The 22,410-nt window shown below is 66.1% G+C and carries 14 protein-coding genes and 1 pseudogene; 9 read left to right on the forward strand and 6 right to left on the reverse strand.

Features of this window, described 5'->3' with window-relative positions; all coding sequences use genetic code 11:
- Positions 1-142: 142 nt before the first annotated feature.
- Positions 143-994: a Tim44 domain-containing protein gene (locus AC1IN8_RS07615; RefSeq protein WP_139434945.1), complete on the reverse strand. Its 852-nt coding sequence runs from the start codon at positions 992-994 to the stop codon at positions 143-145.
- 426 nt (positions 995-1,420) lie between these two features.
- On the opposite strand from AC1IN8_RS07615, the gene dnaB reads away from it, so the two are divergent.
- Entirely contained in the window at positions 1,421-2,815 is a 1,395-nt protein-coding gene (gene dnaB, locus AC1IN8_RS07620; protein ID WP_005330482.1) for a replicative DNA helicase, read from the forward strand.
- 169 nt (positions 2,816-2,984) lie between these two features.
- The gene (gene alr / locus AC1IN8_RS07625) at positions 2,985-4,058 is read left to right on the forward strand and encodes an alanine racemase (RefSeq protein WP_479758527.1); all 1,074 of its coding nucleotides are present in this window, start codon (positions 2,985-2,987) and stop codon (positions 4,056-4,058) included.
- A 151-nt stretch (positions 4,059-4,209) separates the two neighbouring features.
- Here the strand turns inward: alr and putA are convergent, their stop codons facing one another.
- Positions 4,210-8,163, reverse strand: a complete 3,954-nt coding sequence (putA, locus tag AC1IN8_RS07630; RefSeq protein ID WP_479758529.1) for a trifunctional transcriptional regulator/proline dehydrogenase/L-glutamate gamma-semialdehyde dehydrogenase — start codon at positions 8,161-8,163, stop codon at positions 4,210-4,212.
- A gap of 413 nt (positions 8,164-8,576) precedes the next feature.
- Here putA and AC1IN8_RS07635 point away from each other — a divergent pair, with 413 nt between their 5' ends.
- A complete protein-coding gene (locus tag AC1IN8_RS07635; RefSeq protein WP_479758531.1) occupies positions 8,577-9,014 on the forward strand; it encodes a VOC family protein in 438 nt (145 codons plus the stop codon).
- 61 nt (positions 9,015-9,075) lie between these two features.
- Here the strand turns inward: AC1IN8_RS07635 and fumC are convergent, their stop codons facing one another.
- Positions 9,076-10,467: a class II fumarate hydratase gene (gene fumC, locus AC1IN8_RS07640; RefSeq protein ID WP_479758532.1), complete on the reverse strand. Its 1,392-nt coding sequence runs from the start codon at positions 10,465-10,467 to the stop codon at positions 9,076-9,078.
- 122 nt (positions 10,468-10,589) lie between these two features.
- Between fumC and AC1IN8_RS07645 the strand changes: the two genes are divergently transcribed.
- The 3 genes from AC1IN8_RS07645 to AC1IN8_RS07655 are packed head-to-tail and all read left to right on the forward strand — an operon-like array spanning position 10,590 to position 13,663.
- On the forward strand, positions 10,590-11,018 hold the full coding sequence (locus tag AC1IN8_RS07645; protein ID WP_139434935.1) for a MarR family winged helix-turn-helix transcriptional regulator: 429 nt from the start codon (positions 10,590-10,592) through the stop codon (positions 11,016-11,018).
- A 37-nt stretch (positions 11,019-11,055) separates the two neighbouring features.
- On the forward strand, positions 11,056-12,123 hold the full coding sequence (locus tag AC1IN8_RS07650) for an HlyD family secretion protein (RefSeq protein WP_479758533.1): 1,068 nt from the start codon (positions 11,056-11,058) through the stop codon (positions 12,121-12,123).
- A gap of 1 nt (position 12,124) precedes the next feature.
- A complete protein-coding gene (locus AC1IN8_RS07655; protein ID WP_479758534.1) occupies positions 12,125-13,663 on the forward strand; it encodes a DHA2 family efflux MFS transporter permease subunit in 1,539 nt (512 codons plus the stop codon).
- Between the two features lie 90 nt (positions 13,664-13,753).
- On the opposite strand, the gene pepE is transcribed toward AC1IN8_RS07655, so the two are convergent.
- From pepE to AC1IN8_RS07670, 3 genes and pseudogenes are all read right to left on the reverse strand, one after another.
- Positions 13,754-14,494: a dipeptidase PepE gene (gene pepE / locus AC1IN8_RS07660; RefSeq protein WP_479758535.1), complete on the reverse strand. Its 741-nt coding sequence runs from the start codon at positions 14,492-14,494 to the stop codon at positions 13,754-13,756.
- A gap of 141 nt (positions 14,495-14,635) precedes the next feature.
- A complete protein-coding gene (locus tag AC1IN8_RS07665; RefSeq protein WP_479758536.1) occupies positions 14,636-15,247 on the reverse strand; it encodes a response regulator transcription factor in 612 nt (203 codons plus the stop codon).
- Between the two features lies 1 nt (position 15,248).
- A pseudogene (locus AC1IN8_RS07670) lies at positions 15,249-17,084 on the reverse strand (sensor histidine kinase).
- 290 nt (positions 17,085-17,374) lie between these two features.
- On the opposite strand from AC1IN8_RS07670, the gene dsrO reads away from it, so the two are divergent.
- Genes dsrO through AC1IN8_RS07685 form a run of 3 tightly spaced genes read left to right on the forward strand, consistent with a single transcriptional unit; the run spans position 17,375 to position 22,381 of the window.
- Complete coding sequence (gene dsrO / locus AC1IN8_RS07675) at positions 17,375-18,160, forward strand: sulfate reduction electron transfer complex DsrMKJOP subunit DsrO (RefSeq protein WP_479758537.1); 786 nt, start codon at positions 17,375-17,377, stop codon at positions 18,158-18,160.
- Positions 18,147-19,274: an NrfD/PsrC family molybdoenzyme membrane anchor subunit gene (nrfD, locus tag AC1IN8_RS07680; RefSeq protein WP_479758538.1), complete on the forward strand. Its 1,128-nt coding sequence runs from the start codon at positions 18,147-18,149 to the stop codon at positions 19,272-19,274. The genes dsrO and nrfD overlap by 14 nt, the downstream gene beginning before the upstream one ends.
- Positions 19,274-22,381 (forward strand): molybdopterin dinucleotide binding domain-containing protein, encoded by a 3,108-nt coding sequence (locus tag AC1IN8_RS07685; RefSeq protein ID WP_479758539.1) that lies wholly within the window; start codon positions 19,274-19,276, stop codon positions 22,379-22,381. The genes nrfD and AC1IN8_RS07685 overlap by 1 nt, the downstream gene beginning before the upstream one ends.
- The last annotated feature ends 29 nt before the right edge of the window (positions 22,382-22,410 follow it).

The raw sequence follows: 22,410 nt of genomic DNA on the forward strand, positions 1-22,410 counted from the left end.
GGTCATCAACAGGGGCTGATGGCGATTATTCCCGGCCCCTCGCAAGGAGGGGGAAATATTTCATGAGCCGCAGTGATGAGGGCGACGGCAATAAAAAGGCGACCCTGAGGTCGCCTTTATCATGCTTGCCGGACGGGCGTGCTTAGAGCTGCTCGATGCCGACGATGTGCCAGGGGGCATTGTCCTTGGCCAGGTTGCGCTCGAGGTGCCACACCTCCTTGATGTCCTCCTCGACCTGCTCCTGACGGTCCATGTAGCGACCGCTGAAGCGCACGCTGACCTGGGCCCAGTCGCTGCCGTAGTCGGCACGCACCAGCTGGGTGTCCACATACATCACCTCGGTGTGTTGCTCACCGGTCAGTTCGGCGCGCTCGGCCTGGAGGTGCTGGAACAGTTCCGGGCTCACGTACTCCCGTACCTTCTCCAGATCGTTCTTGTTCCAGGCCTCTTGCAGGGTGCGATAGTGATCGCGGGCACCGGACAGGAAACCGTTCATGTCAAAGCCTGGCGGCAGGCGGAAGGGGACGTCGCTGTCGGCAAAGCCGGTCGCCTGCGGGGCGCCGTGGCTCTGTTCGAACTGCTGCGGCGCCGACGGTGGCTGATAGCCCGCATAGGCCGCCTGGGGTGGGGTCGCCGCCGCCTTGTTCTTGCGCAGGGCGCGGATCAGGAACACGGCACCGAGCGCCAGCAGGGCGATCAGCAGGAAGTCCATGCCCTGCAGGCCTTCGAAGGCGCCGCTGCCCAGCAGGTAGGCGAACAGGCCACCGGCCAGCAGGCCGCCCAGCAGACCACCCATCATGCCGCTCTTCTTGGGCGCCGCAGCCAGGGTGGGGTTCTTGCCATTCACGGGAGCTGCAGTCGGAGCCGGTTGGGCCGGTGCCGTCTTGTAGCTCTTGCCAAAGGATTTGCCGCCACCAAATTTCTTGGCCTCGGCTATGGGTGCCCCAAGGCCGATGGCCAGGATCACGGCAAACAGGGTCAGCATCTTTTTCATTTTGACTCTTTCACTCTCATGTAGGTGGGGGCATGCTCTGCTTGTGCAAGCTCAGCGAGGCGCATGGCAGGCTGCCGGTCCCTTTTTGTGTTGCAGCTTGCGGGTATGATTAACATGTCTGGCATGAATTATTCATGAACAGATTGCCCCTCTCGGGGGCGCCAAGGAGGATCACCATGAGAAACAGACGACCGAGTCGTTCGGTGCGCAGGCTGCGCAACAAGCTCAAATCCAAGGCGAAGGATCAGACCCTGGTCTGGCCCTTCCTCGTGCTGTGAGGGGCAAGGAGGGCCCCAGGAGTCGATGAGCCGGCCACCCGAAGGCAGGCTGGCCACCGGATGAGGTGAATAGCGCGCATTAGCGCTCGCGATGGCGGGGTTTCTTTTGTAAAATTCCCGTCCCCTTCCCGCTGCGGTTTTTATGTGTATGGCAGAGCAAGTGACGGCGAAAAAAGACGCCAAGACACAACAGCTGAAAGTTCCCCCCCACTCTTTTGAGGCCGAGCAGTCCGTACTGGGCGGCCTGATGCTGGACAACGAGGCCTGGGATCGGGTGGCCGAGCGGGTGATCGACAAGGATTTCTACAGCCGTCCCCACCGCCTGATCTTCCAGGCCATGACCCGCCTCTCCAATGCGGGCAACCCCATCGATCTCATCACCCTGCAGGAGGAGCTGGAGCGCTCCGAGCAGCTGGAAGAGTCCGGTGGCTTCGCCTATCTGGTGGAGATCGCCAAGAACACCCCGAGCGCCGCCAACATCAATGCCTACGCCGAAATCGTGCGTGAGCGAGCCGTGGTTCGGGAGATGATCTCGGTCGCCAACGAGATAGTCGAAGCGGGTTACGAGCCCCAGGGGCGCACCTCCGGCGATCTGCTGGACCTTGCCGAGAGCAAGGTGTTCCAGATTGCCGAGCAGCGCTCCAGCGCCAACGAGGGCCCTCAGCCCCTGAAGCTCATTCTGGAGCAGACGGTCGACAAGATTGAGGAGCTGTTCAAGACCCCTCACAACGGGGTGACCGGGGTCTCCAGCGGTTATGGGGATCTCGACAAGATGACCGCCGGCCTGCAGCGCTCGGACCTCATCATAGTCGCGGCCCGTCCCTCCATGGGCAAGACCACCTTTGCCATGAACCTGTGCGAGCACGCGGCCCTCACCGCCGACAAGCCGGTGCTGATCTTCTCCCTCGAGATGCCCTCCGAGCAGATCATCATGCGTATGCTCGCCTCGGTGGGACGCATCGACCAGACCAAGGTGCGGACCGGCCAGCTCGACGACGAAGACTGGGCGCGTCTCTCCTCCACCATGGGGCTCTTGCTCGAGAAGGGCAAGATGTACATAGATGACGCCTCCGGCCTGACCCCGACCGACGTGCGCTCCCGTGCCCGGCGCATCGCCCGCGAGCACGGCGGCCTCTCGATGATCATGATCGACTACCTGCAGCTGATGCGGGTACCGGCGCTCTCTGACAACAGAACCCTGGAGATCGGTGAAATCTCCCGCTCCCTCAAGGCCCTGGCGAAAGAGCTGCAATGCCCTGTGGTGGCGCTCTCCCAGCTGAACCGAAGCCTGGAGCAGCGTGCCGACAAGCGGCCGGTCAACTCGGATCTGCGGGAATCCGGCTCCATCGAGCAGGACGCGGATTTGATCATGTTCATCTACCGCGACGAGGTGTATCACGACGACAGTCCCGACAAGGGGATCGCCGAGATCATCATCGGCAAGCAGCGTAATGGCCCCATAGGTCGGGTGCGCCTCACCTTCCAGGGTCAGTTCTCCCGGTTCGACAACTACGCCGGTCCGGCGTTTGACGACGATTACTAAGTAGGGAGGCGGTCTGCGCGCTCATATCGGCGCATATGCCCCGGATACCAGCAACAGTTTTCCCGGTTCGACAATTCTGCCGGTCCGGCCTTAGACGATGACTATCAAGGGATGACACCACTCGGTGCCTGGCGCAGGTGCGCCATCATGCCCTCGTAAGGGAAAACAGATGAAAGCGGCTATTGCCCAAATCGATACCTCGGCCCTGCGCCACAACCTCGCCGTGGTCAAGCGCCACGCGCCTTCCTGCAAGATCATCGCCGTGGTCAAGGCCAACGCCTATGGTCATGGCCTGCTGCCGGTGGCCCGCACCCTGGTGGATGCGGACGCCTATGCGGTGGCCCGCATCGAGGAGGCGCTGATGCTGCGCTCCTGCGCCGTGGTCAAACCCATAGTGCTGCTGGAGGGCTTCTTCTCGAGCGCCGATCTGCCGGTGCTGGCGGCCAACAACCTGCAGACCGCGGTGCACACCTGGGAGCAGCTCGAGGCCCTGGAGCAGGCCGAGTTGCCGGCCCCCGTGGTGGCCTGGCTCAAGCTTGACACCGGCATGCACCGGCTCGGGGTGCGGGCCGAGGAGATGCCCGCCTTTATCGAGCGGCTCGGCAGGTGCAAGAACGTGGTGCAGCCGTTCAACGTCATGACCCACTTCAGCCGCTCAGATGAGCTGGAGCAATCCACCACCCGCGAGCAGATCGACTTGTTCAGCAAGTTGACCGCCCCCCTCAAGGGCGAGCATGCCATGGCGAACTCGGCGGGCATCCTGGCCTGGCCGGACTCCCACTGCGACTGGGTGCGTCCCGGCGTCATCCTCTACGGTGTTTCCCCCTTCCCGAACACGGTGGCGGCGGATTATGACCTCAAGCCGGTGATGACTCTCAAAACACAACTTATCGCGGTGCGGGATCACAAGGCGGGGGAGCCGGTGGGCTATGGCGCGAACTGGGTGTCGACCCGGGATACCCGGCTCGGCGTCATCGCCATCGGCTATGGCGATGGCTATCCGCGCATGGCACCCAACGGCACCTCTGTGCTGGTCAATGGCCGCATAGTGCCCCTGGTGGGCCGGGTCTCCATGGACATGACCACTGTGGATCTCGGCCCTGACGCCACCGACAAGGCCGGTGACGAGGCCGTGCTCTGGGGCGAGGGCTTGCCGGTGGAGCGAGTCGCCGAGGAGATAGGCACCATTCCTTACGAACTGATCACCAAGCTGACGTCCAGAGTGTTTATGGAGTACGTTTAACCCCCTCATCCCCAACCCTTCTCCCGCGAGGGGAGAAGGGAGAACAAGAAGGCCGCCCCGACAAGGGCGGCCTTTTTCATGCGCGTGTTCCGTGGAAGAAAGAACAAGCCCCGCATAAGCGGGGCCTGGGTTTTCAGCTACTGCGTGGCACTTAGCCTATGGTCATCAGGCTGGCGTTGCCACCGGCGGCGGCTGTGTTGACCGAGAGGGCGTGCTCGATCAGCAGCCGCTCCAGGGGGATGTCGGTCTCGCCACGGTGCAGGCCGTGCACGCCGACGATGGCGCCAGCACGGGCGGCGGCCAGCTTGGCCACTTCCCGCAGCTGATCCGAGTCGCCGTGGTGCAGCAGGGCATCGAAACTGATGTCGCTGCTGGCCCAGTCCGCCACCAGCTGGATACGCGCCTGTACCTCGTTGGGCAGGCTGGTCAGCAGGGTGCGGTTCTGGGCATTGTCCTGCCACAGCACCTCTGTCCCGACGGCCAGACAGGCCGCCAGCTGGGCCAGCAGATCCGTTTTGGCTTCTTTATCGTCTGCGGCCAGACAGAGCACCCGCTCACGGGGCAGCAGGCTGTAGCTGTTGCGCTCGCCGGTGGGACCGACCAGCAGCTGGGTCAGGCCGCTCAGCGCCAGCTCGCCGTAGCGATCGCACAGGGCCACCAGTGCCGGGGCCTGCTTGCCCGCCCAGCCACGCAAGGCCAGCAGCGCCGGTTTGGCGGCCTCGGCTTGCGGGGTTGCGCCCGGCTCCTGGCGAAGCTGGCTGGCCACCGCCTCCTGCGGACGTGCCCCGAGCAGACGGTACATGTAGAGCGGACCACCCGCCTTGGGACCCGTGCCGGAGAGCCCTTCGCCGCCGAACGGCTGCACCCCGACCACGGCGCCCACTATGTTGCGGTTGACGTAGAGGTTGCCGACCTTGGCGGTGTTGACCACCTGGGCTATGGTCTCGTCGATGCGGGTATGGACCCCCAGGGTCAGGCCGTAGCCGCTGTCGTTGATCTGCGCGAGCAGCTCGCCGAGCTTGGCACGGGGGTAGCGCACCAGGTGCAGCACCGGGCCGAATACCTCCGGGCCCAGCTCGTCCAGGCTGTCTAGCTCGATGAGCGTCGGCAGCACGAAGGTGCTGCGGTTGCAGGCGCCCTCTTGGGTGCGGGCAATCTGGTGCACCCGGCGACCCTTGTCCCCCATGGCCTTGATGTGGCGCTCTATGTTGGCCTTGGCCTCGGCGTCGATGACAGGACCTATGTCGGTGGAGAGGTGCTCGGGGCTGCCGACCTTGTACTCGGCCATGGCCCCCTTGAGCATGCGGATCACCCGCTCGGCGACGTCGTCCTGCACGCACAGCACCCGCAGGGCGGAGCAGCGCTGACCGGCGCTGTCGAACGCCGAGGAGATGACGTCCATCACCACCTGCTCGGTGAGAGCGGAGGAGTCGACGATCATGGCGTTCTGGCCGCCGGTCTCGGCGATGAGCGGAATGGTGCGGCCCTGGGCGTCGAGGCGACCGGCCAGGTTGCGGGAGATGATGCCCGCCACCTCGGTGGAGCCGGTGAACATGACGCCGCGCACTCGTTCGTCTGCGATGAGCGCCGCACCCACGGTTTCACCGCGGCCCGGCAGCAGTTGCACCGCACCGGCGGGGACTCCGGCCTCACGCAGGATGCGCACCGCCTGCGCCGCGATGAGGGGAGTCTGCTCGGCCGGCTTGGCGAGCACCGTATTGCCGGCCGCGAGTGCGGCGCACACCTGGCCGCTGAAGATGGCCAGCGGGAAGTTCCAGGGGCTGATGCAGACCACGGGGCCGAGCGGTCTGTGACTCTCGTTGGCGAAGTGGTTGCGCGCCTGGGCGGCGTAGTAGCGCAGGAAGTCCACCGCCTCGCGCACTTCGGCGATGGCGTTGGCGAAGGTCTTGCCGGACTCGCGCACCAGCAGGCCCATCAGGGGTTGCAGCTCGGATTCCATCAGATCGGCGGCGCGCTCCAGCACGGCGGCACGCTCGGCGGGCGGGGTGGATTGCCAGATCTGGCCGCTGGCCAGGGCGCAGGTGAGGGCCTGGTCCACCAGCTCTACCGTGGCTTCGCTCACCTGACCGACGACGTCACGGTGATCCGCCGGGTTGACCACCTGCTGGAACTCGGTCGGCGCCGGCACCTCGGTACCCAACATGGGCAGGGCCTGATAGGCGGTGTTGGTGCTGGCGAGCAGGGCGGCGGACAGCGATCCCAGACGGTGCTCGTTCGCGAGGTCCAGGCCGGCGGAGTTCGGCCGAGCCTCGCCGTACAACTCACGGGGCAGGGGAATGCGCGGGTGGGGCAGACCCAGGCTGCCTTCACGGGCGGCCATCTGCTCGATCTGCTGCACCGGATCCTGCACCAGATCCTGCAGGGAGATGCTGTTGTCCGCGATGCGGTTGACGAAGGAGGTGTTGGCCCCGTTCTCCAGCAGGCGGCGCACCAGGTAGGCGAGCAGGGTCTCGTGGCTGCCGACCGGTGCATAGATACGGCAGGGGCGACCCAGCTTGCCGTCGGCGACCTTGCCGACCACCTGTTCGTAGAGCGGCTCACCCATGCCGTGCAGGCACTGGAACTCGTACTGGCCCGGGTAGTAGTTCTGCCCCGCCAGCTGGTAGATGGCCGACAGGGAATGGGCGTTGTGGGTGGCGAACTGGGGATAGATGGATTCGGGCACCGCCAGCAGCTTGCGGGCGCAGGCGAGATAGGAGACATCCGTGTAGGGCTTGCGGGTATAGACCGGATAGCCTTCGAGGCCATCCTGCTGGGCGCGCTTGATCTCGCTGTCCCAGTAGGCGCCCTTCACCAGCCGGATCATCAGGCGGTGACGACTGCGCTTGGCGAGATCGATGACGTAGTCGATCACATAGGGGCAGCGCTTCTGATAGGCCTGGATGACGAAGCCGATGCCGTTCCAGTCCGCGAGAGACGGGTCGAAGCAGAGCTTCTCCAGCAGGTCGAGGGAGATCTCCAGCCGGTCGGCCTCCTCGGCGTCTATGTTGATGCCGATGTCGTACTGCCTAGCGAGCTGGGTCAGCCCCAGCAGGGTGGGGTAGAGCTCTTCCATGACGCGATCGTACTGGGCGCGGCTGTAGCGCGGGTGCAGGGCGGAGAGCTTGATGGAGATGCCCGGGCCCTCATAGATGCCGCGGCCATGGGAGGCCTTGCCGATGGCGTGGATGGCCTGCTCGTAGGAGGCGAGATAGCGCTTGGCGTCCTCCTCGGTGAGGGCCGCTTCCCCCAGCATGTCGTAGGAGTAGCGAAAGCCCCTGTTTTCCATGTTGCCCGCGTTCGCCAGCGCCTCGGCTATGGTCTCGCCGGTGACGAACTGCTCCCCCATCAGGCGCATCGCCATGTCCACACCCTTGCGGATGAGCGGCTCACCCCCCTTGCCGATCAGCCCCTTGAGGGAGCTGTTGAGGCCGGCTTCGTTGTGGGTGGCCACCAGCTTGCCGGTGATGAGCAGGCCCCAGGAGGCGGCGTTGACGAACAGGGAGGCGCTCTGGCCCAGATGCTGGCTCCAGTTGCCACCGCTTATCTTGTCGCGGATCAGGGCATCCCGGGTCGCCTTGTCGGGGATGCGCAGCAGCGCCTCCGCCAGACACATCAAGGCCACCCCTTCCTGGGAGGAGAGGGAGAACTCCTGCAGCAGCCCCTGCACCAGGCCCTGACGGCCGCTGGCGCTCTTCTGGTTGCGCAGCTTCTCGGCGATGCTTAAGGCGAGCTTCTGGGTGGCCTCGGCCTTCTCTTTGGGCAGGCGGGCCTGTTCCAGCAGCATGGGCACGGCCTCGGTCTCGGGGCGGCGATAGGCGGAGGTGATGGCGGCACGCAGCACGGACTGCGGCAAGATGCTCTCGGCAAACTCGAGGAAGACCTGGATCCCCTGCTCGGTCAGGGTCTCGATGGCCTCTTCCCCGGCGGCTGCGGCCAGACCGGACTGCTCGGGCGGGGTCAGGCCGCGCTCCAGCTGCTCCAGATAGGTGAAGATCGCCTGCTTGATCAGCCAGTGGGGGGTGCGATCCAGGGTCTGGGCGGCCTGCTTGAGACGGTCGCGGGTCGCTTCATCGAGTTTAACGCCGAGGGTGGTAGTGGCCATGGGACTTCCTGTGTCTAGAAGGTAACAATATTACCGGACGGTTAAATTTTGCCGAGAATGGCGCAACCAGGTGCAACCTTCAAGCAAGAATTTTTAATGTCCCGGCTACATTGTTGAATTCTTCTATGCCAAATGACTCGGCAGATTGAGCATGAAAATAGGGCTAAACACAGCTTTTCACCGAAATATTAATGGGTTGTATGCATGTTTCTGGGATGGGAAGTTGGGTGCAACCCTTGATCTATCCGGGTTGCTCTTTTTTCATGAAATATCAGCCAGGTACTCATGAGGAAACGGGTAAGGCCGCCGCTGTGGACTCAGAGGTGTACTGATTGCCGGGGTGACCCTGGCGCTGACTCTTCTATGCTGATAGCTGGCCTCGAAATCCGCTATCAATGACCAGGGAGATCAACATGGCGCGTGTCAGTACCTATCTCAATTTTGCCCGGGAGACGGAGGCGGCCTTCCTCTTCTACCGCGAGGTGTTCGGCGGCGAGTTCAACGGCCCCATCCACAGATTCAAGGAGTCCCCCGGCTGCCCGGGCCAGCCGCCTCTATCGGAGGAGGATGGCGATCTGGTGATGCATGTGGAGCTCGCCATCCTCGGGGGACACGTGCTGATGGGCACGGACGCCCCCGCCAGCATGGGGTTCACCCTGGTGCAGGGCAACAACAGCTACCTCAACCTGGAGCCGGACAGCCGGGCCGAGACCGACCGTCTGTTTGCGGCCCTGGGGGAGGGCGGCCAGGTGGAGATGCCGTTGCAGGAGATGTTCTGGGGCGACTATTTCGGTTCTCTGGTGGACAGGTTCGGCACCCGCTGGATGTTCAACTGCCAGAGCAAGACCTGATAGCTGCCTTGCAATGAAAAAGGGCGCCATGGCGCCCTTTTTATTTCTGTGGATTGATGCCTTATTGCTTGCGGCCCACCATATCGGCGGGTACCACCCAGGCATCGAACTGCTCTGCGCTGAGGTGGCCGGAGGCGATGGCCGCCTCCCGCAGTGTCAGCCCCTGGTGGTGAGCGAGTTTGGCGATCTCGGCGGCCTTGTCATAGCCGATGTGGGGGTTGAGGGCCGTCACCAGCATCAGGGAGCGGGCCAGCAACTCGTCGATGCGCGCCCGGTTCGCAGCGATGCCGACGGCGCAGTGGTCGTGGAAGCTGCTCATGCCGTCCGCCAAGAGCCGCACGCTCTGCAGGAAGTTGTAGGCGATCATGGGTCTGAACACGTTGAGCTCGAAGTTGCCGCTGGCCCCGCCGATGTTGATGGCCACGTCGTTGCCCATCACCTGGGCGCAGAGCATGGTGAGCGCCTCGCTCTGGGTCGGGTTGACCTTGCCCGGCATGATGGAGGAGCCAGGTTCGTTCTCCGGGATGCTGAGCTCCCCGAGCCCGCTGCGGGGGCCGCTCGCCAGCCAGCGCACGTCGTTGGCGATCTTCATGAGAGAAGCCGCCAGCGTCTTGAGGGCGCCATGGGCATGGACCTGGGCATCGCTCGCCGCCAGGGCTTCGAACTTGTTGGGGGCGCTCACCAGGGGCAAGCCGGTCTGCTCGGCCAGGGTGCTTGCCACCGCCTCGGCAAAGCCGGGGGGGCAGTTCAGACCGGTGCCGACCGCGGTGCCGCCGAGCGCCAGCTCACACAGATGGGGCAGGGCGGCACTCAGGTGGCGCTCCCCCTGCGCGAGCTGGGCGACCCAGCCGGAGATCTCCTGACCCAGGGTGAGGGGAGTGGCGTCCTGCAGGTGGGTGCGGCCAATCTTGACAAGGTCGTCGAAGGCGGCGGCCTTGTCGGCCAGGGTCTGTTTGAGGGTGATGAGGGCAGGCAGCAGCTGGCCGGTGATGGAGGTGACCGCCGCCAGGTTCATGGCGCTCGGGAAGACGTCGTTGCTCGACTGGCTCTTGTTCACCTCGTCGTTGGGGTGCACCAACCGCGCCTCTCCCCGTTCGCCGCCCAGCAGCTCGCTGGCCCGGTTCGCCAGCACCTCGTTGAGGTTCATGTTGGTCTGGGTGCCTGAGCCGGTCTGCCACACCATCAGGGGAAACTCGGCGTCGTGCAGGCCGCACAGCACCTCGTCGGCGGCGGCCATGATGGCCTGGGCCTTGCGCGCGGGCAGCAGTCCCAGGGCGTGGTTCACCCTGGCGCAGGCGGACTTGATGCGGGCGAGGGCATGGATGATCTCCATGGGCTGGCGCTCTCCCGAGATGTTGAAGTGGTGCAGGGAGCGCTGGGTCTGGGCCCCCCAGAGCCGCGCCGCCGGGACGGCTATCTCCCCCAGACTGTCCCGCTCCATCCTGATATCCATGACATTTCTCCTGCCGTTGAGGTGGTGCTCCCCAGCATGAACCCAAACGGCGGCCGGGGCCAGCTTGCATATGTCTGTCTATGACTTATAATAAGCAAAGCTTACTATATAGGTTGCATGCTATGAACAAACAACCCGACTCCCTCGGCTTCCTGATCGGTGACGTACAGCGTCTGATGCGCCGCCAGTTCCAGCAGCAGCTGGAAGGGAGCTGTCTGACCCTGGCCCAGGCCCGCGCCCTGGTGCACATCGCGCGCAGCGAGGGGATCCGTCAGGTGGAGCTGGCCGACGGCCTGGATATCCAGCCCATCACCCTGGCCCGCCAGCTGGATCAGCTGGCCGAGAACGGCCTGGTGGAGCGGCGCAGCGATCCCAGCGACCGCCGGGCCTATCAGCTCTACCTGACCGAGGCCGCGACCCCCTATCTGGCGATGATCAAGCAGGCGTCCGATCTGGTGCATCAGCGCGCCATCGGCGAGCTGGGAGAGGAGGCGACGGACGCGCTCTGCCACTCCCTCAAGATCCTGCGCGCCAACCTCTCTCATCCCTGATTTCTCATTTTGACGCAACACACAGCGGAGCGATGCTATGACCACTGACTCACCCTCCTCCCCCCGTCCCAGGATGAACCGGCGCCGTACCCGCCTGCTGTTGCTGGTGGTGGTACCGGCACTGGCCCTGGTCGGGGCGGGCGCAATCTATCTGCATGGCGGACGCTATGTGGAGACCGACAATGCCTATGTGAAGGCGGACAAGGTGCCCATCAGTACCGAGGTGCTGGGCCGGGTGGCCAAGGTGTTCGTCGCCGAAAACCAGCAGGTCAAGGCCGGTCAGCCGCTGTTCGAGCTGGACCCCGAGTCCTTCCGGGTCGCCGTGACCAAGGCCGAGGCGGAACTCGCCAAGGTGCGCACCGATCTGGTGGCGCTGCAGACCAGCTATCGCGGTCAGCAGGCGGAGATCGACGTGGCCCGCACTCGCCATGCCTATGCCCTGAAGGAGGAGCGTCGCCAGGCGGATCTGGTGGCCAGGCACTTCACCTCCACCGCAAACTACGATGACGCCCGCCAGCTCACCATACAGACGGCCCAGCAGCAGGTGGCGCTGGAGGAGGGGCTCAAGAAGATCGAAGCCTCCCTGAACGGGGACGTGAACCTGCCGGTGGAGCAGCAGCCCGCCTATCGGGAAGCTGCCGCCGGTCTGGCCAAGGCCAGGCTGGATCTGGCCCGCACCACCATCTATGCCCCCGCCAACGGCATCGCCAGCCAGCTGCCCAAGCCCGGCCAGTACAGCCTGGTGGGCATGACCGCCATGATGCTGGTGGAGACGGACAGCCCCTGGGTGGAGGCGAACTTCACCGAGACCGAGCTGACCCATGTGCAGCCGGGCCAGCGGGTCGACATCCGCGTGGACACCTACCCGGATGCCCGCTGGCACGGGGTGGTGGAGAGCCTGAGCCCGGCCACCGGCTCCGAGTTCTCGGTGATCCCGGCCCAGAACGCCACCGGCAACTGGGTCAAGATAGCCCAGCGCGTCGCGGTGCGGATCAAGCTGGACGAGGGGTCTGAACTGCCGACCCTGCGTGCCGGCCTGAGCGCCACCGCCGAAATCGATACCGGTCACCAGCGCACCCTGCCCGGCTTGTCAGGTCGAGGTTGATATGACGACAGCAGCCACAGAGGAGGCCGGCCAAGTCTCCCGCCGCACCTTCATCACACTGTCGGTGATGCTGGCCACCATCATGCAGGCGCTGGACACCACCATAGCCAACGTGGCCCTGCCCCACATGCAGGGGGCCATGGGGGCGACCCAGGATCAGATCTCCTGGGTGCTCACCTCCTACATAGTCGCGGCCGCCATCTTCATGCCGCTGACCGGTTTTATCTCGGCAAGAATTGGCCGCAAAAGATTGTTCATGTGGTCGGTGGCGGGCTTTACCGTCGCCTCCATGCTGTGCGGCGCGGCCCAGAGCCTGGATCAGATAGTGCTGTTCCGCCTGCTGCAGGGGATCTTCGGCGCCAGCCTGGTGCCCCTCTCCCAGGCGGTGCTGCTCGATACCTATCCGCCCGAGAAGCACGGCTCCGCCATGGCGATGTGGGGCATAGGGGTCATGGTGGGCCCCATCCTGGGGCCCTCGCTGGGGGGCTGGCTCACCGAGTACTACAACTGGCGCTGGGTCTTCTACATCAATCTGCCGTTCGGCCTGCTGGCCTGGTTCGGGCTTGCCGCCTTCATCGAGGAGACCAGGATAGACGCCAGCCGCCGCTTCGATCTGCTGGGCTTCGCCCTGCTGAGCCTGGGCATAGGGGCATTGCAGATGGCGCTGGACAGAGGGGAGTCCCAGAACTGGTTCGCCAGCCGGGAGATAGTGATCGAGACCGTCATGATGGTGATGGCGTTCTATCTGTTCGTGGTGCACATCTTCACCCACCCCCATCCCTACATAGAGCCGGCCCTGTTCAAGGATCGCAACTTCAGCGTGGGCCTGGTGTTCATCTTCATCGTCGGCATCATACTGCTGGCGACCATGACGCTGCTGCCCCCCTTCATGCAGGGGCTGATGGGTTACCCGGTGATCGACGTCGGCTACCTGCTGGCACCGCGCGGGGTCGGCACCATGTTCGCCATGATGCTGGTGGGCAGGCTGTCGGGCCGGGTGGATGTGCGCATCCTGATCCTGCTTGGGCTGCTGCTCACCAGCTTCTCCATGTGGGAGATGACCCTGTTCAACACCGACATCGGCAGTTGGGACATAGTGCGCACCGGCATAGTCCAGGGGCTGGGGCTCGGCTTCATCTTCGTGCCGCTCTCCACCATCACCTTCGCGACCCTGGCGCCGCGCTACCGCAACGAGGGCACGGCGCTGTTCAGCCTGGTGCGCAACATCGGCAGCAGCATCGGCATCTCTGTGGTCATCACCTACCTGGCCCAGCGCACCCAGATGAACCACGAGGTGTTCGCCTCCTACATCAATCCCTTCAATGCCGGTCTGCAGCAGGGGATGGGGACGGCGGCGCTGATCACCCCCAAGGGGCTCGCCATGCTCAACGGCGAGGTGACCCGCCAGGCCAGCCTGCTCGCCTACCTGCAGGACTTCCGTCTGATGATGTGGGTCAGCCTGTGCGCCATTCCGCTGGTGTTGCTGCTAAAGGCCCCCAAACGTGGTGGCGGCAAGGAGGCGCTGGCGATCCTGGAGTGAGGGCCCTTGCAGGGCATCACCCCGGCGCGAGCGGGCAAACGAAAGAGGGATGGCCTTGGCCATCCCTCTTTTCATTGCTGCGCCCCTGACTCAGATCTTGGGGGTGAAGGGGGTGAGGGCGGCCAGGGGGGCGGCGTCCTCATGCTCCTGGATCGTTTCACCGTGCTTGAAGATCTTGAAGCCCTCGCCGCGCACGCTCCAGTACTCGACGGTTTCGCCGCCGATCTCGCCGCTGATCTGCAGCAGGCTGGCTTCGCGCAGGGCCACCACGAACTCGCTCGGGTTGATGGCGCAGAACTCGGCGAGCCGCTCGTCCCGGGTCTCCCCCATGTGGCCGCTGATGCTGGCGTCCAGATAGTGGGGATTGATCTGCAGCGGGAACAGGCCCAGCGCCGGCAGCACGGCGGCGCTGCACACCGGCATGTCGTTGGTGGTGCGTATGCTTGGAGTCGCCACGTTGCAGCCTGCGCTCCAGCCCACATAGGGCACGCCCCGTTCGCGCACGGCGCGCTGTATGGGCACCACCAGGCCGTATTCGTGCAGCAGCTGGTTCAGGCGCCAGGTGTTGCCGCCGCTGATGAAGATGGCGTCTGCCTGATTGATGGCCGCCACGGGATCGTCGAACTGGTGGATGCTGATGGTCTCCACCCCCAGGCTCTCGGTGAGATCCTGGGCGCGGGCATCCCAGTCGCTGCGGATCACCGCATAGGGGATGAGCAGGATGCGCTTGACCTGTTTGCGGGCGAGCAGGGTCTGCACCCGGTCGCGGGCCCAGCCGAGCAGGCCCGGGTGTTCTGTGGTTTTGCCGTTGCTGAGCAGAAGCAGTTCCATGTTGTCTCCTCGAAATAATGCGCAGGACCTCGGTCCGTCCTGATAAAGGGAAGGGGCTACTCTACCCCCAAGACGGTACCAAGTGTGTGATCTCGCCGCGTTTTGTGTCCCGGGGTTGGGTTTGCCCATGGCGTGGGCCAGTCATGCCTGCCCGTTGACCGCCGCATAGAGCAGCATCAGCTCGGCCAGGGAGCCCACCTCGAGGCGCTTCATCAGGCTGGCGCGGCACACCTCGACGGTGCGCACCGAGATGCAGAGATCCTGCGCTATCTGCTGGTTCTTGTGACCCCGGGCGATGAGCTGCAACAGCTGGTGCTCGCGGGGGGTGAGCCGCTGATAGGCGGCCAGTTGGGCGAAACGGGTGGCGGCACTCTGCGTCGCCTGTTCGGCCCGCGCCATGGCGGCGAGCAAAGGCGCCAGCTGCACCGGCTTTTGCAAGAAATCCACCGCCCCCTGCTTGAGGGACTCCACCGCCAGGGGCACCTCCCCGTGGCCGGTGAGAAACAGGATGGCGATGGGGCTCTGGGCCGCCTTCAGCCGCTGCTGCACCTCGGGGCCCGACAGCCCCGGCATGCGGCAATCCAGGATGAGGCAGGCGGGCAGGCGCAGATCGACCTCGGCCAGGAAGCGCTCGCCATCGTCAAAGCAGTGCAGCGGCCGCTCGTCGCAGCTCTCCAGCATGAAGCGCAGGGAGTCGAGCACGGCCTGGTCGTCATCGACCAGGTAGAGGGGAGGGCGGTCAGTGGACTGCATATCAGCTCCTTGGATTGAGAGGGGACGCGGCCCCAAGCCGCTGCCGAGGGGCGGGCAGGGTCACCCGGGCCAGGCAGCCATGGGGGCTCAGGTTGCTCAAGGCGAGCTGGCCGCGATGAGACTCGACCACGTCCCGGCAGATGGCGAGCCCCAGCCCCATGCCGTCGTCCTTGTCGCTGTGAAACGCCTGCTGCAGCCAGGCCTCTGGCATCCTCAGACCGGGGCCGTTGTCGCGGATCTCCAGGACCAATAGCTCCGCCTCGAAGGAGACAAGCAGCTCGACCCGGCCCGGCTCAGCCCTTTGCGCCGCTGGGCCGTCCGTTCGGGCCGCGCTCTCGGCGCCATTCTTGATGAGGTTCATCAGCAACTGCTCCACCCCGGTGCCATCCAGGGGGAGCAGGCGCGGCTGCCCCTGCCAGCGCAGGGTGAAGACGACCCCGAGGGGGGTCAACATCTGATTGAGCAGGGGTTGCAGCCCCTCCACCAGGGCGACCAGGTCCGTGGGCCCGGCTTGGCGGGGGCGCTTCTGCAGCCGGGATCTCAGCCGGTTGACGGTCTGGGTGATGCGCTGGACTTGCAGGCCGATCTGCTCCAGGGCCTGGCGCAGGGGTTCCTGGGAGGGATCCTGCCCCTGTCTCGCCAGGCGCAGCAGGGCACCCTGACTGTAGTTGGCGATGGCGGTGAGGGGCTGGTTGATCTCGTGGGCCACGTTGGCGCCGAGTTCACCGAGTTCGGCGAGGCGTCTGGCCTGCTCGAGCTGGCGCCCCTTCTGCTCGAGTTGCTGGCGGGTGGCGAGCAGTCGGCGCTGGCTGCGGTTGAACAGCCGTTGCAGCAGCAGGTGGTGGCCGCCGAGCAGCAGCACCAGCGCCAGGGCGCCCCAGCCCCACTGCTGATGCTGGCGCAGCCAGTGCCAGGCCGATTGCCACCAGGGGCCCTGCAGGGGGTGGCGATCCAGCGCCTTGAGCAGGCGGTCGATGGCGAGCTGGCTGGTGGGCACTGTCCAGCCCGCCGAATCGGCGGCCATGGCCGCCTCGCTGTGTGCGGGCAGGTCGAACAGCGCTCGCGTCACCGCCAGGGCGAGCGCAGGGGAGGCCTGCTCCGTCTGGGCGAAGGCCCAGTTCGGGTAGAGCCGGGTCGAGCTCTGGCAGCCAAAGCCCGCCGGTGCCTGGTTGTCCAGCACCCGAAAATCCGAGGCGGCGACCTTGCCCTCCCGCACCATGCGCTCCAGCTGGCAGACCGGCACTATGGCGGCGGCGACGTCCCCTGCCGCCAGCTGTTCGATGAGCCTGTCCAGGGGGAAGCCGGTGAAGCGCACGGCAGAGAAGAAGCGCTCCAGCCTGATCCCCTGCATGTCTGCCTCGAAGCGGTAGGCGAGGTAGCCGCCGAAGGCGTTTTCCGACACGGCGGCGACCGGCTGTCCCTCGAGATCCTGCTAGTGCAGGTAGGGGGCCTGGGCGCGCACCACCAGGGCGGCGCCGATGGCGAGGTTGTCACCCCCCGCCGGGCTCTTGAGGGTGGCGAGCCAGGCCAGTGGATATTGGCGCGCCAGGCTCACCGACTGGCCCGGGTTGGTGATGACAAAGTCGAGCCTGCTTTGCGCGACGGCCTCGGCCAGCGCATCGAGCTCCAGGGGCACCAGCGCGAAGCGCCGCGCTGGCACGCGCTCGTCCAGCCACGCCATCAGCGGCTGCCACTGTGCCCTGGCCAGCGCCGGGCCGCGGGTCGCCAGCACCCCTATGCGGACCGGCTCGCTCCGGGCCAGCGCCGACTCTGCCTGGGGCGGCACAGGCTCTGCCAGGGCGGGGGCGAGCCAGAGCCAGAGCAACAGGGCCGGCAGGGAGTTGCGGACGGGCGATGAGGGGGCGTGACGGAACAGGGCGCTCTCCTTGGGCGGCTGATGGGGAGGCCAGTCTATCACCGGGGCGATGTGCTGGGCCGCCCTGGCGCCGTGATGGGGCGGCGAATGGGGCTTTGGTCACAGTTTGGCGGTTATGGGGCCGGTTTTATTGCGCTGGATCAACCCGGCTCCCGGTATGTGGAAAACCACAATAGAGGCGACCTCCTGCGTTGCGGACAATCGGCCCAACCCCCTTTCGGGGAAGCCAGCTCAGCAGAAGGAAAGACGCCATGGAGCCCAGCAAGCGCCGATTGTTATCCGGGATCGCCGCCCTCACCGCAGGGGCGGCCCTGATCCCCGTGACTCAGGCCCAGTCCGTCCCCGTTCCCCGCAATGGGCGGGCGGCCATCAGTCGCGGGGACGGGCGCAAGCGTTACGGCATGCTGATCGACTTGCGCCGCTGCGTCGGCTGCCAGGCCTGCACCGTGGCCTGCACCATGGAAAACCAGCCCCCCCTCGGCCAGTTTCGCACCACGGTGAGCCAGTACGAGGTGAGCGACGTGGCGGCCCTCGAGGCCCCCGCCTCCCTCTTCATGCTGCCGAGGCTGTGCAACCACTGCGCCGAGCCCGCCTGCCTCGATGTCTGCCCCACGGGGGCCACCTTCCAGCGCGACGACGGCATCGTCGTGGTCAACAACGACTGGTGCGTCGGCTGCGGCTACTGCGTGCAGGCCTGCCCCTACGACGCCCGCTTCATCAACCACGAGACCAACACCGCCGACAAGTGCACCTTCTGCGCCCACCGGCTGGAGGCGGGACTCTTGCCCGCCTGCGTGGAGAGCTGCGTCGGCGAGGCGCGCATCATAGGGGACTTAAGCGATCCCAAAAGCCGGATAAGCCGGCTGCTGCGGGAATACGAACCCGCCATCAAGGTGCTCAAGCCCGAGGCCCATACCCAGCCACGGGTCTTCTATCTGGGGATGGACGAGGCCTTCGTCAGCAAGATCGACGGCCATCCGCCGCAGCGCACCCTGCTCGGCGACGACGGCAAGGAGATAGCCCATGACCATTCATGAACTGCTGGCCCCGGATCAACCCATCACCTGGCTGCCCTGGGCGGTGCAATATTTCTTCCTCATCGGCCTCGCCTACGGTGCCCTCTGGCTCGGCGCCTTTGATCTGTGGCGCAAGGCGCAGGACCCGCGACTGCAGACCCTGACCGCCGTGCTGATGGTGGCAGCCGGCCTGGTGGCCCCCATCGCCCTGACCGCGGATCTGCACCAGCCGGCCCGGGCCTGGCACTTCTACGCCCAGACGCGCTTTGGCTCCGTCATGTGGTATGGCGCCTACCTGCTGCCCCTGTTCAGCCTGCTCTCCATGCTGCTCGGCTGGCTGCTGCTCAGGCCCGCCCTGGCCAGGCGCGGCGAGGAGCATGACAGGGTGGCCGCCCTGGCGCGGTTGCTCTGCCTGGGAAGCTGGTCCGGCGATGCGTGGCTGAGGCCCCTTGCGGTGGTGGCTGCCTTGAGCGGTCTCAGCATCGCCCTCTACACCGGGCTCGAGACCATGGCGGTGCAGGCACGCCCGCTCTGGCATACCCCCTGGTTGCCCTGGCTGCTGGCGCTGAGCGCCCTGCTGGCGGCCCAGAGCGCCCTGCCGCTGCTCAATCGCCTGCTGGCTGGCTGGCAGCAGCATACCGAGGCGGGGCTGCTGCGCCAGATCCGCCCGACCCTGGCACTGCTCGCCCTCTCCCTGCTGGGCTGGGCCCTGTCTGGCGGCGCCTCGGCGGCTGAGGCGAGTGCCCTCTATCGGCTGGATCCCAGCTGGCGGCTGGCGGCCCACTGGCTGCTGCTGACCCTGGGGCTGCTCGGCCTGCTGCTGCTGGCTGGAGCAAGACTCTCCCCCCGCCTGCAAACCTGGGGCCTGGGGCTGCTGGCACTGCACCTGGTGTGGGGCCTGCGCTGGCTGGTGCTCATCCAGGGGCAGCTGGTCCCGAAATACGGGGCCGGGGTCTATCTCTACGACATCGCCTGGGGACCGGCCGGGGTGCTCGGCATCCTCGGCACCTTCGGCCTGCTGCTGGCCCTGCTGGTGGCGCTCTCAGAGCTGGTGCGCGCTCCGGCTCTGCCATCCGTCACCACTTCCTCTGCCACCCAGGCAGCCAACCCCCACTCCGCTCGCGAGGCACTCTGATGGATCACAGCAAACGCAAGTTTCTCAAAGGGGCCGCCATCGCCGGGGGCACCGGATTGTTTGTCGCCGGTTACAGCGACACCCTCAAGCAGGTGGCGAGCGGGGTGGCCACCGGCAGCTCCGGCAAGCCGACCCGGGATCCCATTCACGGCAACTCGCTTGCCGTGGAGTACAGGGTCGACGGGCAGGGGGAGCTTCACCCCAACCCGGATCAGCGCCTCGCCAACACCATGTGCCTCGGCTGCTGGACCCTGTGCGGGGTGCGGGCCCGCATCGACAACGAGAGCGACAGGATAGTGCGCATCCTGGGCAACCCCTATCACCCGCTCTCGGCCCTGCACCACATCGACTTCAAGACACCGATCAAGCAGGCGCTGCTCGCTACCAGCGGCCATCAGGAAGGGGGGCTGGAGGGGCGCTCCACCGCCTGCGCCCGGGGCAACGCCATGCTGGAGCAGCTCGACAGCCCCCACAGGGTCACCCGCTGTCTCAAGCGGGTCGGCCCCCGCGGCAGCGGCCGCTGGCAGAGCATCCCCTTCGAGCAGCTGATCGAGGAGGTGGTGGAGGGGGGTGACCTGTTCGGGGAGGGGAAAGTGGAGGGGCTGAGGGCCATCCGCAACCTCGCCGAGCCGCTGGACCCGGCGAACCCGGAATATGGCCCCAGGGCCAACCAACTGCTGGTGAGCAACGCCTCGGACGAGGGGCGCGACGCCTTCATCAAGCGCTTCACCTTCAACAGCTTCGGCACCCGCAATTTCGCGAACCACGGCGCCTACTGCGGCCTGTCGTTCCGGGTCGGGGCCGGCGCCCTGCTGGACGATCTGGAGAAGAACGCCCACCTCAAGCCGGACTGGGACGAGAGCGACTTCCTGCTGTTCATGGGCACCTCCCCCCAGCAGTCCGGCAACCCCTTCAAGCGCCAGTCCCGCCAGCTGGCGGCGGGGCGGGCGCGGCAGGACAAGCCGTTCTCCTACGTGGTGGTGGCCCCCAGCCTGCCGAACACGGTGAACCTGCCGTCCGCCCCCGCCAACCGCTGGCTGCCCATCCGGCCCGCCACGGACTCGGCCCTGGCCATGGCCATGCTGCGCTGGATCATCGACAACGAGCGCTATGCCGAGTCCTTCCTGGCAGCACCCCATGCTGCCGCCGCCGAGCGGGCCGGTTATCGCGGTTTTTGCAACGCCAGTCATCTGGTTGTCTGCGACGAGTCCCACCCCCGCTTCGGCCAGATGCTGCACGCCAGCGATCTGGGGCTGCCTTATGGCGGTGAACCCTATGGCGAGGGGGATGCGGTGCTGGTGGTCGAGGAGGGGAGCGACGAGCCGAGACCCGCAGGCCAGTGTGAGCGGGCCAACCTCTGGGTGGCGCGCACCATTTCGACTCCGGGCGGGGAGCTCAGGGTCAAGAGCAGCTTCCAGCTGCTGGCCGAGGCGAGCCGGGAGCACTCTCTCGAGCAATACAGCGCCGAGTGCGCCGTGCCGGTGAACGACATCGTCGAGCTGGCGCGGGAGTTCACCAGCCACGGCACCCGGGCGGCGGTGATCACCCATGGCGGCACCATGAGCGCCAACGGCTTCTATTCGGCCTGGGCCATCATGATGCTCAACGCCATGATAGGGAACCTCAACGCCCGGGGCGGCGCCGTGGCGAGCGGCGGCAAATTCGACCCCTTCGGGGGCGGGCCGCGCTACGATCTCGCGAGCTTCCCCGGCATGGTCAAACCCGCCGGGGTCTTCCTGTCGCGCTCCAAGTTCCCCTACGAGAAGACCTCGGAATATCGCCGCAAGCGCGAGGCGGGCCAGAATCCCTATCCGGCCCACGAGCCCTGGTTCCCACTCTCCGGCCCATTGCTCGGCGAGCACCTGACCGCGGCGGTGAGCGGTTATCCCTATCGCGCCAAGGCCTGGATCAACCACATGGGCAACCCCCTCTATGGTCAGGCGGGGCTCAGCCATGCCATAGGCGAGCAGCTCAAGGACCCTGCCGTGCTGCCGCTCTTTGTCAGCATCGACAGCTTCATCAACGAATCCTCGGCGCTGTCGGACTACATAGTGCCTGACACCCTGACCTACGAGTCCTGGGGCTGGGCCACCGCCTGGCACGGGGTCATGACCAAGGTCTCCACCGGCCGCTGGCCCGTGGTGGAGCCAAGAGTCGCCAAGACAGTCTCGGGGGATCCGGTCTGCATGGAGTCCTTCTTCATCGCCGTGGCGACGCGCCTGGGGTTGCCGGGCTTTGGCGAGGGGGCCCTCAAAGGGGTGGATGGCAAGCTGCACGCCCTGAACAAGGCGGCGGACTTCTCCCTCTACGGGGCGGCCAACGTCGCCTATCTCGGCGAGCCTGTGCCTCCCATCGGGTCTGAGGATCTCGCCTGGTCCGGGGTGGAACGCATCATGCCGGTGCTGAACGCCACCCTGAGTGCGGAGGAGGCGGGCCGCGCCGCCTACCTCTTCGCCCGAGGCGGGCGCTTCGAGCCGGTGGCCAAGGGGCGCGATGAGTCGGGTCAGCCGAGCAAGCGCTGGCCCAAGCCGTTGATGCTGTGGAACCCGGCGGTGGGTAGCCGGCGCCACAGCCAGAGCGGCCAATACTTGAGCGGCACCCCGCGCTTCTTCCGCCCCCAGCTCGCGGATGGCACGCCGCTCAACGAGGCGTTCAAGCCGGCCCAGTGGCCCCTGCTGCTGACCAGCTACAAGTCCCACACCATGAGCTCCATGAGCATCGGCTCGGATCGCCTGCGTCAGGTGCACCCCAGCAACGGGGTGCGGCTCAATGCGCAGACGGCGGCGCGCCTTGGCATAGTGAGCGGGGACAGGGTGCGGGTCAGCACCCCCAATGGCAGCGTGATCGGGCTGGCGGAGTGCGTGGCCGGGGTACAGGAAGATGCCATCGCCATCGAGCACGGCTTCGGTCACAAGGAGCTGGGGGCGCGGGCACATTGGGTCGACGGTAAGGAGGTGGTAGCCAGCCCCCTGCGCGGCGCCGGGGTGAACCTCAACGATCTGGCGGTGCTGGATCCCAGTCGTCACGGCCGCTACCCCCTGGTGGACTGGGTCATCGGCTCCTCGGCGCGCCAGGGCCTGCCGGCCCGGGTGGAGAAGCTGGTGTAGGGCCAGAGGCAAAAAAAAGCGGGGCCATC

The sequence above is a fragment of the Aeromonas sp. 130281 genome (assembly GCF_056642115.1).

What these genes read in the sequence shown, in the direction of transcription:
- AC1IN8_RS07615 (WP_139434945.1), bottom strand. Translation starts at nt 994, where the DNA reads ATGAAAAAGATGCTGACCCTGTTTGCCGTGATCCTGGCCATCGGCCTT.
- dnaB (WP_005330482.1), top strand. Translation starts at nt 1,421, where the DNA reads ATGGCAGAGCAAGTGACGGCGAAAAAAGACGCCAAGACACAACAGCTG.
- alr (WP_479758527.1), top strand. Translation starts at nt 2,985, where the DNA reads ATGAAAGCGGCTATTGCCCAAATCGATACCTCGGCCCTGCGCCACAAC.
- putA (WP_479758529.1), bottom strand. Translation starts at nt 8,163, where the DNA reads ATGGCCACTACCACCCTCGGCGTTAAACTCGATGAAGCGACCCGCGAC.
- AC1IN8_RS07635 (WP_479758531.1), top strand. Translation starts at nt 8,577, where the DNA reads ATGGCGCGTGTCAGTACCTATCTCAATTTTGCCCGGGAGACGGAGGCG.
- fumC (WP_479758532.1), bottom strand. Translation starts at nt 10,467, where the DNA reads ATGGATATCAGGATGGAGCGGGACAGTCTGGGGGAGATAGCCGTCCCG.
- AC1IN8_RS07645 (WP_139434935.1), top strand. Translation starts at nt 10,590, where the DNA reads ATGAACAAACAACCCGACTCCCTCGGCTTCCTGATCGGTGACGTACAG.
- AC1IN8_RS07650 (WP_479758533.1), top strand. Translation starts at nt 11,056, where the DNA reads ATGACCACTGACTCACCCTCCTCCCCCCGTCCCAGGATGAACCGGCGC.
- AC1IN8_RS07655 (WP_479758534.1), top strand. Translation starts at nt 12,125, where the DNA reads ATGACGACAGCAGCCACAGAGGAGGCCGGCCAAGTCTCCCGCCGCACC.
- pepE (WP_479758535.1), bottom strand. Translation starts at nt 14,494, where the DNA reads ATGGAACTGCTTCTGCTCAGCAACGGCAAAACCACAGAACACCCGGGC.
- AC1IN8_RS07665 (WP_479758536.1), bottom strand. Translation starts at nt 15,247, where the DNA reads ATGCAGTCCACTGACCGCCCTCCCCTCTACCTGGTCGATGACGACCAG.
- dsrO (WP_479758537.1), top strand. Translation starts at nt 17,375, where the DNA reads ATGGAGCCCAGCAAGCGCCGATTGTTATCCGGGATCGCCGCCCTCACC.
- nrfD (WP_479758538.1), top strand. Translation starts at nt 18,147, where the DNA reads ATGACCATTCATGAACTGCTGGCCCCGGATCAACCCATCACCTGGCTG.
- AC1IN8_RS07685 (WP_479758539.1), top strand. Translation starts at nt 19,274, where the DNA reads ATGGATCACAGCAAACGCAAGTTTCTCAAAGGGGCCGCCATCGCCGGG.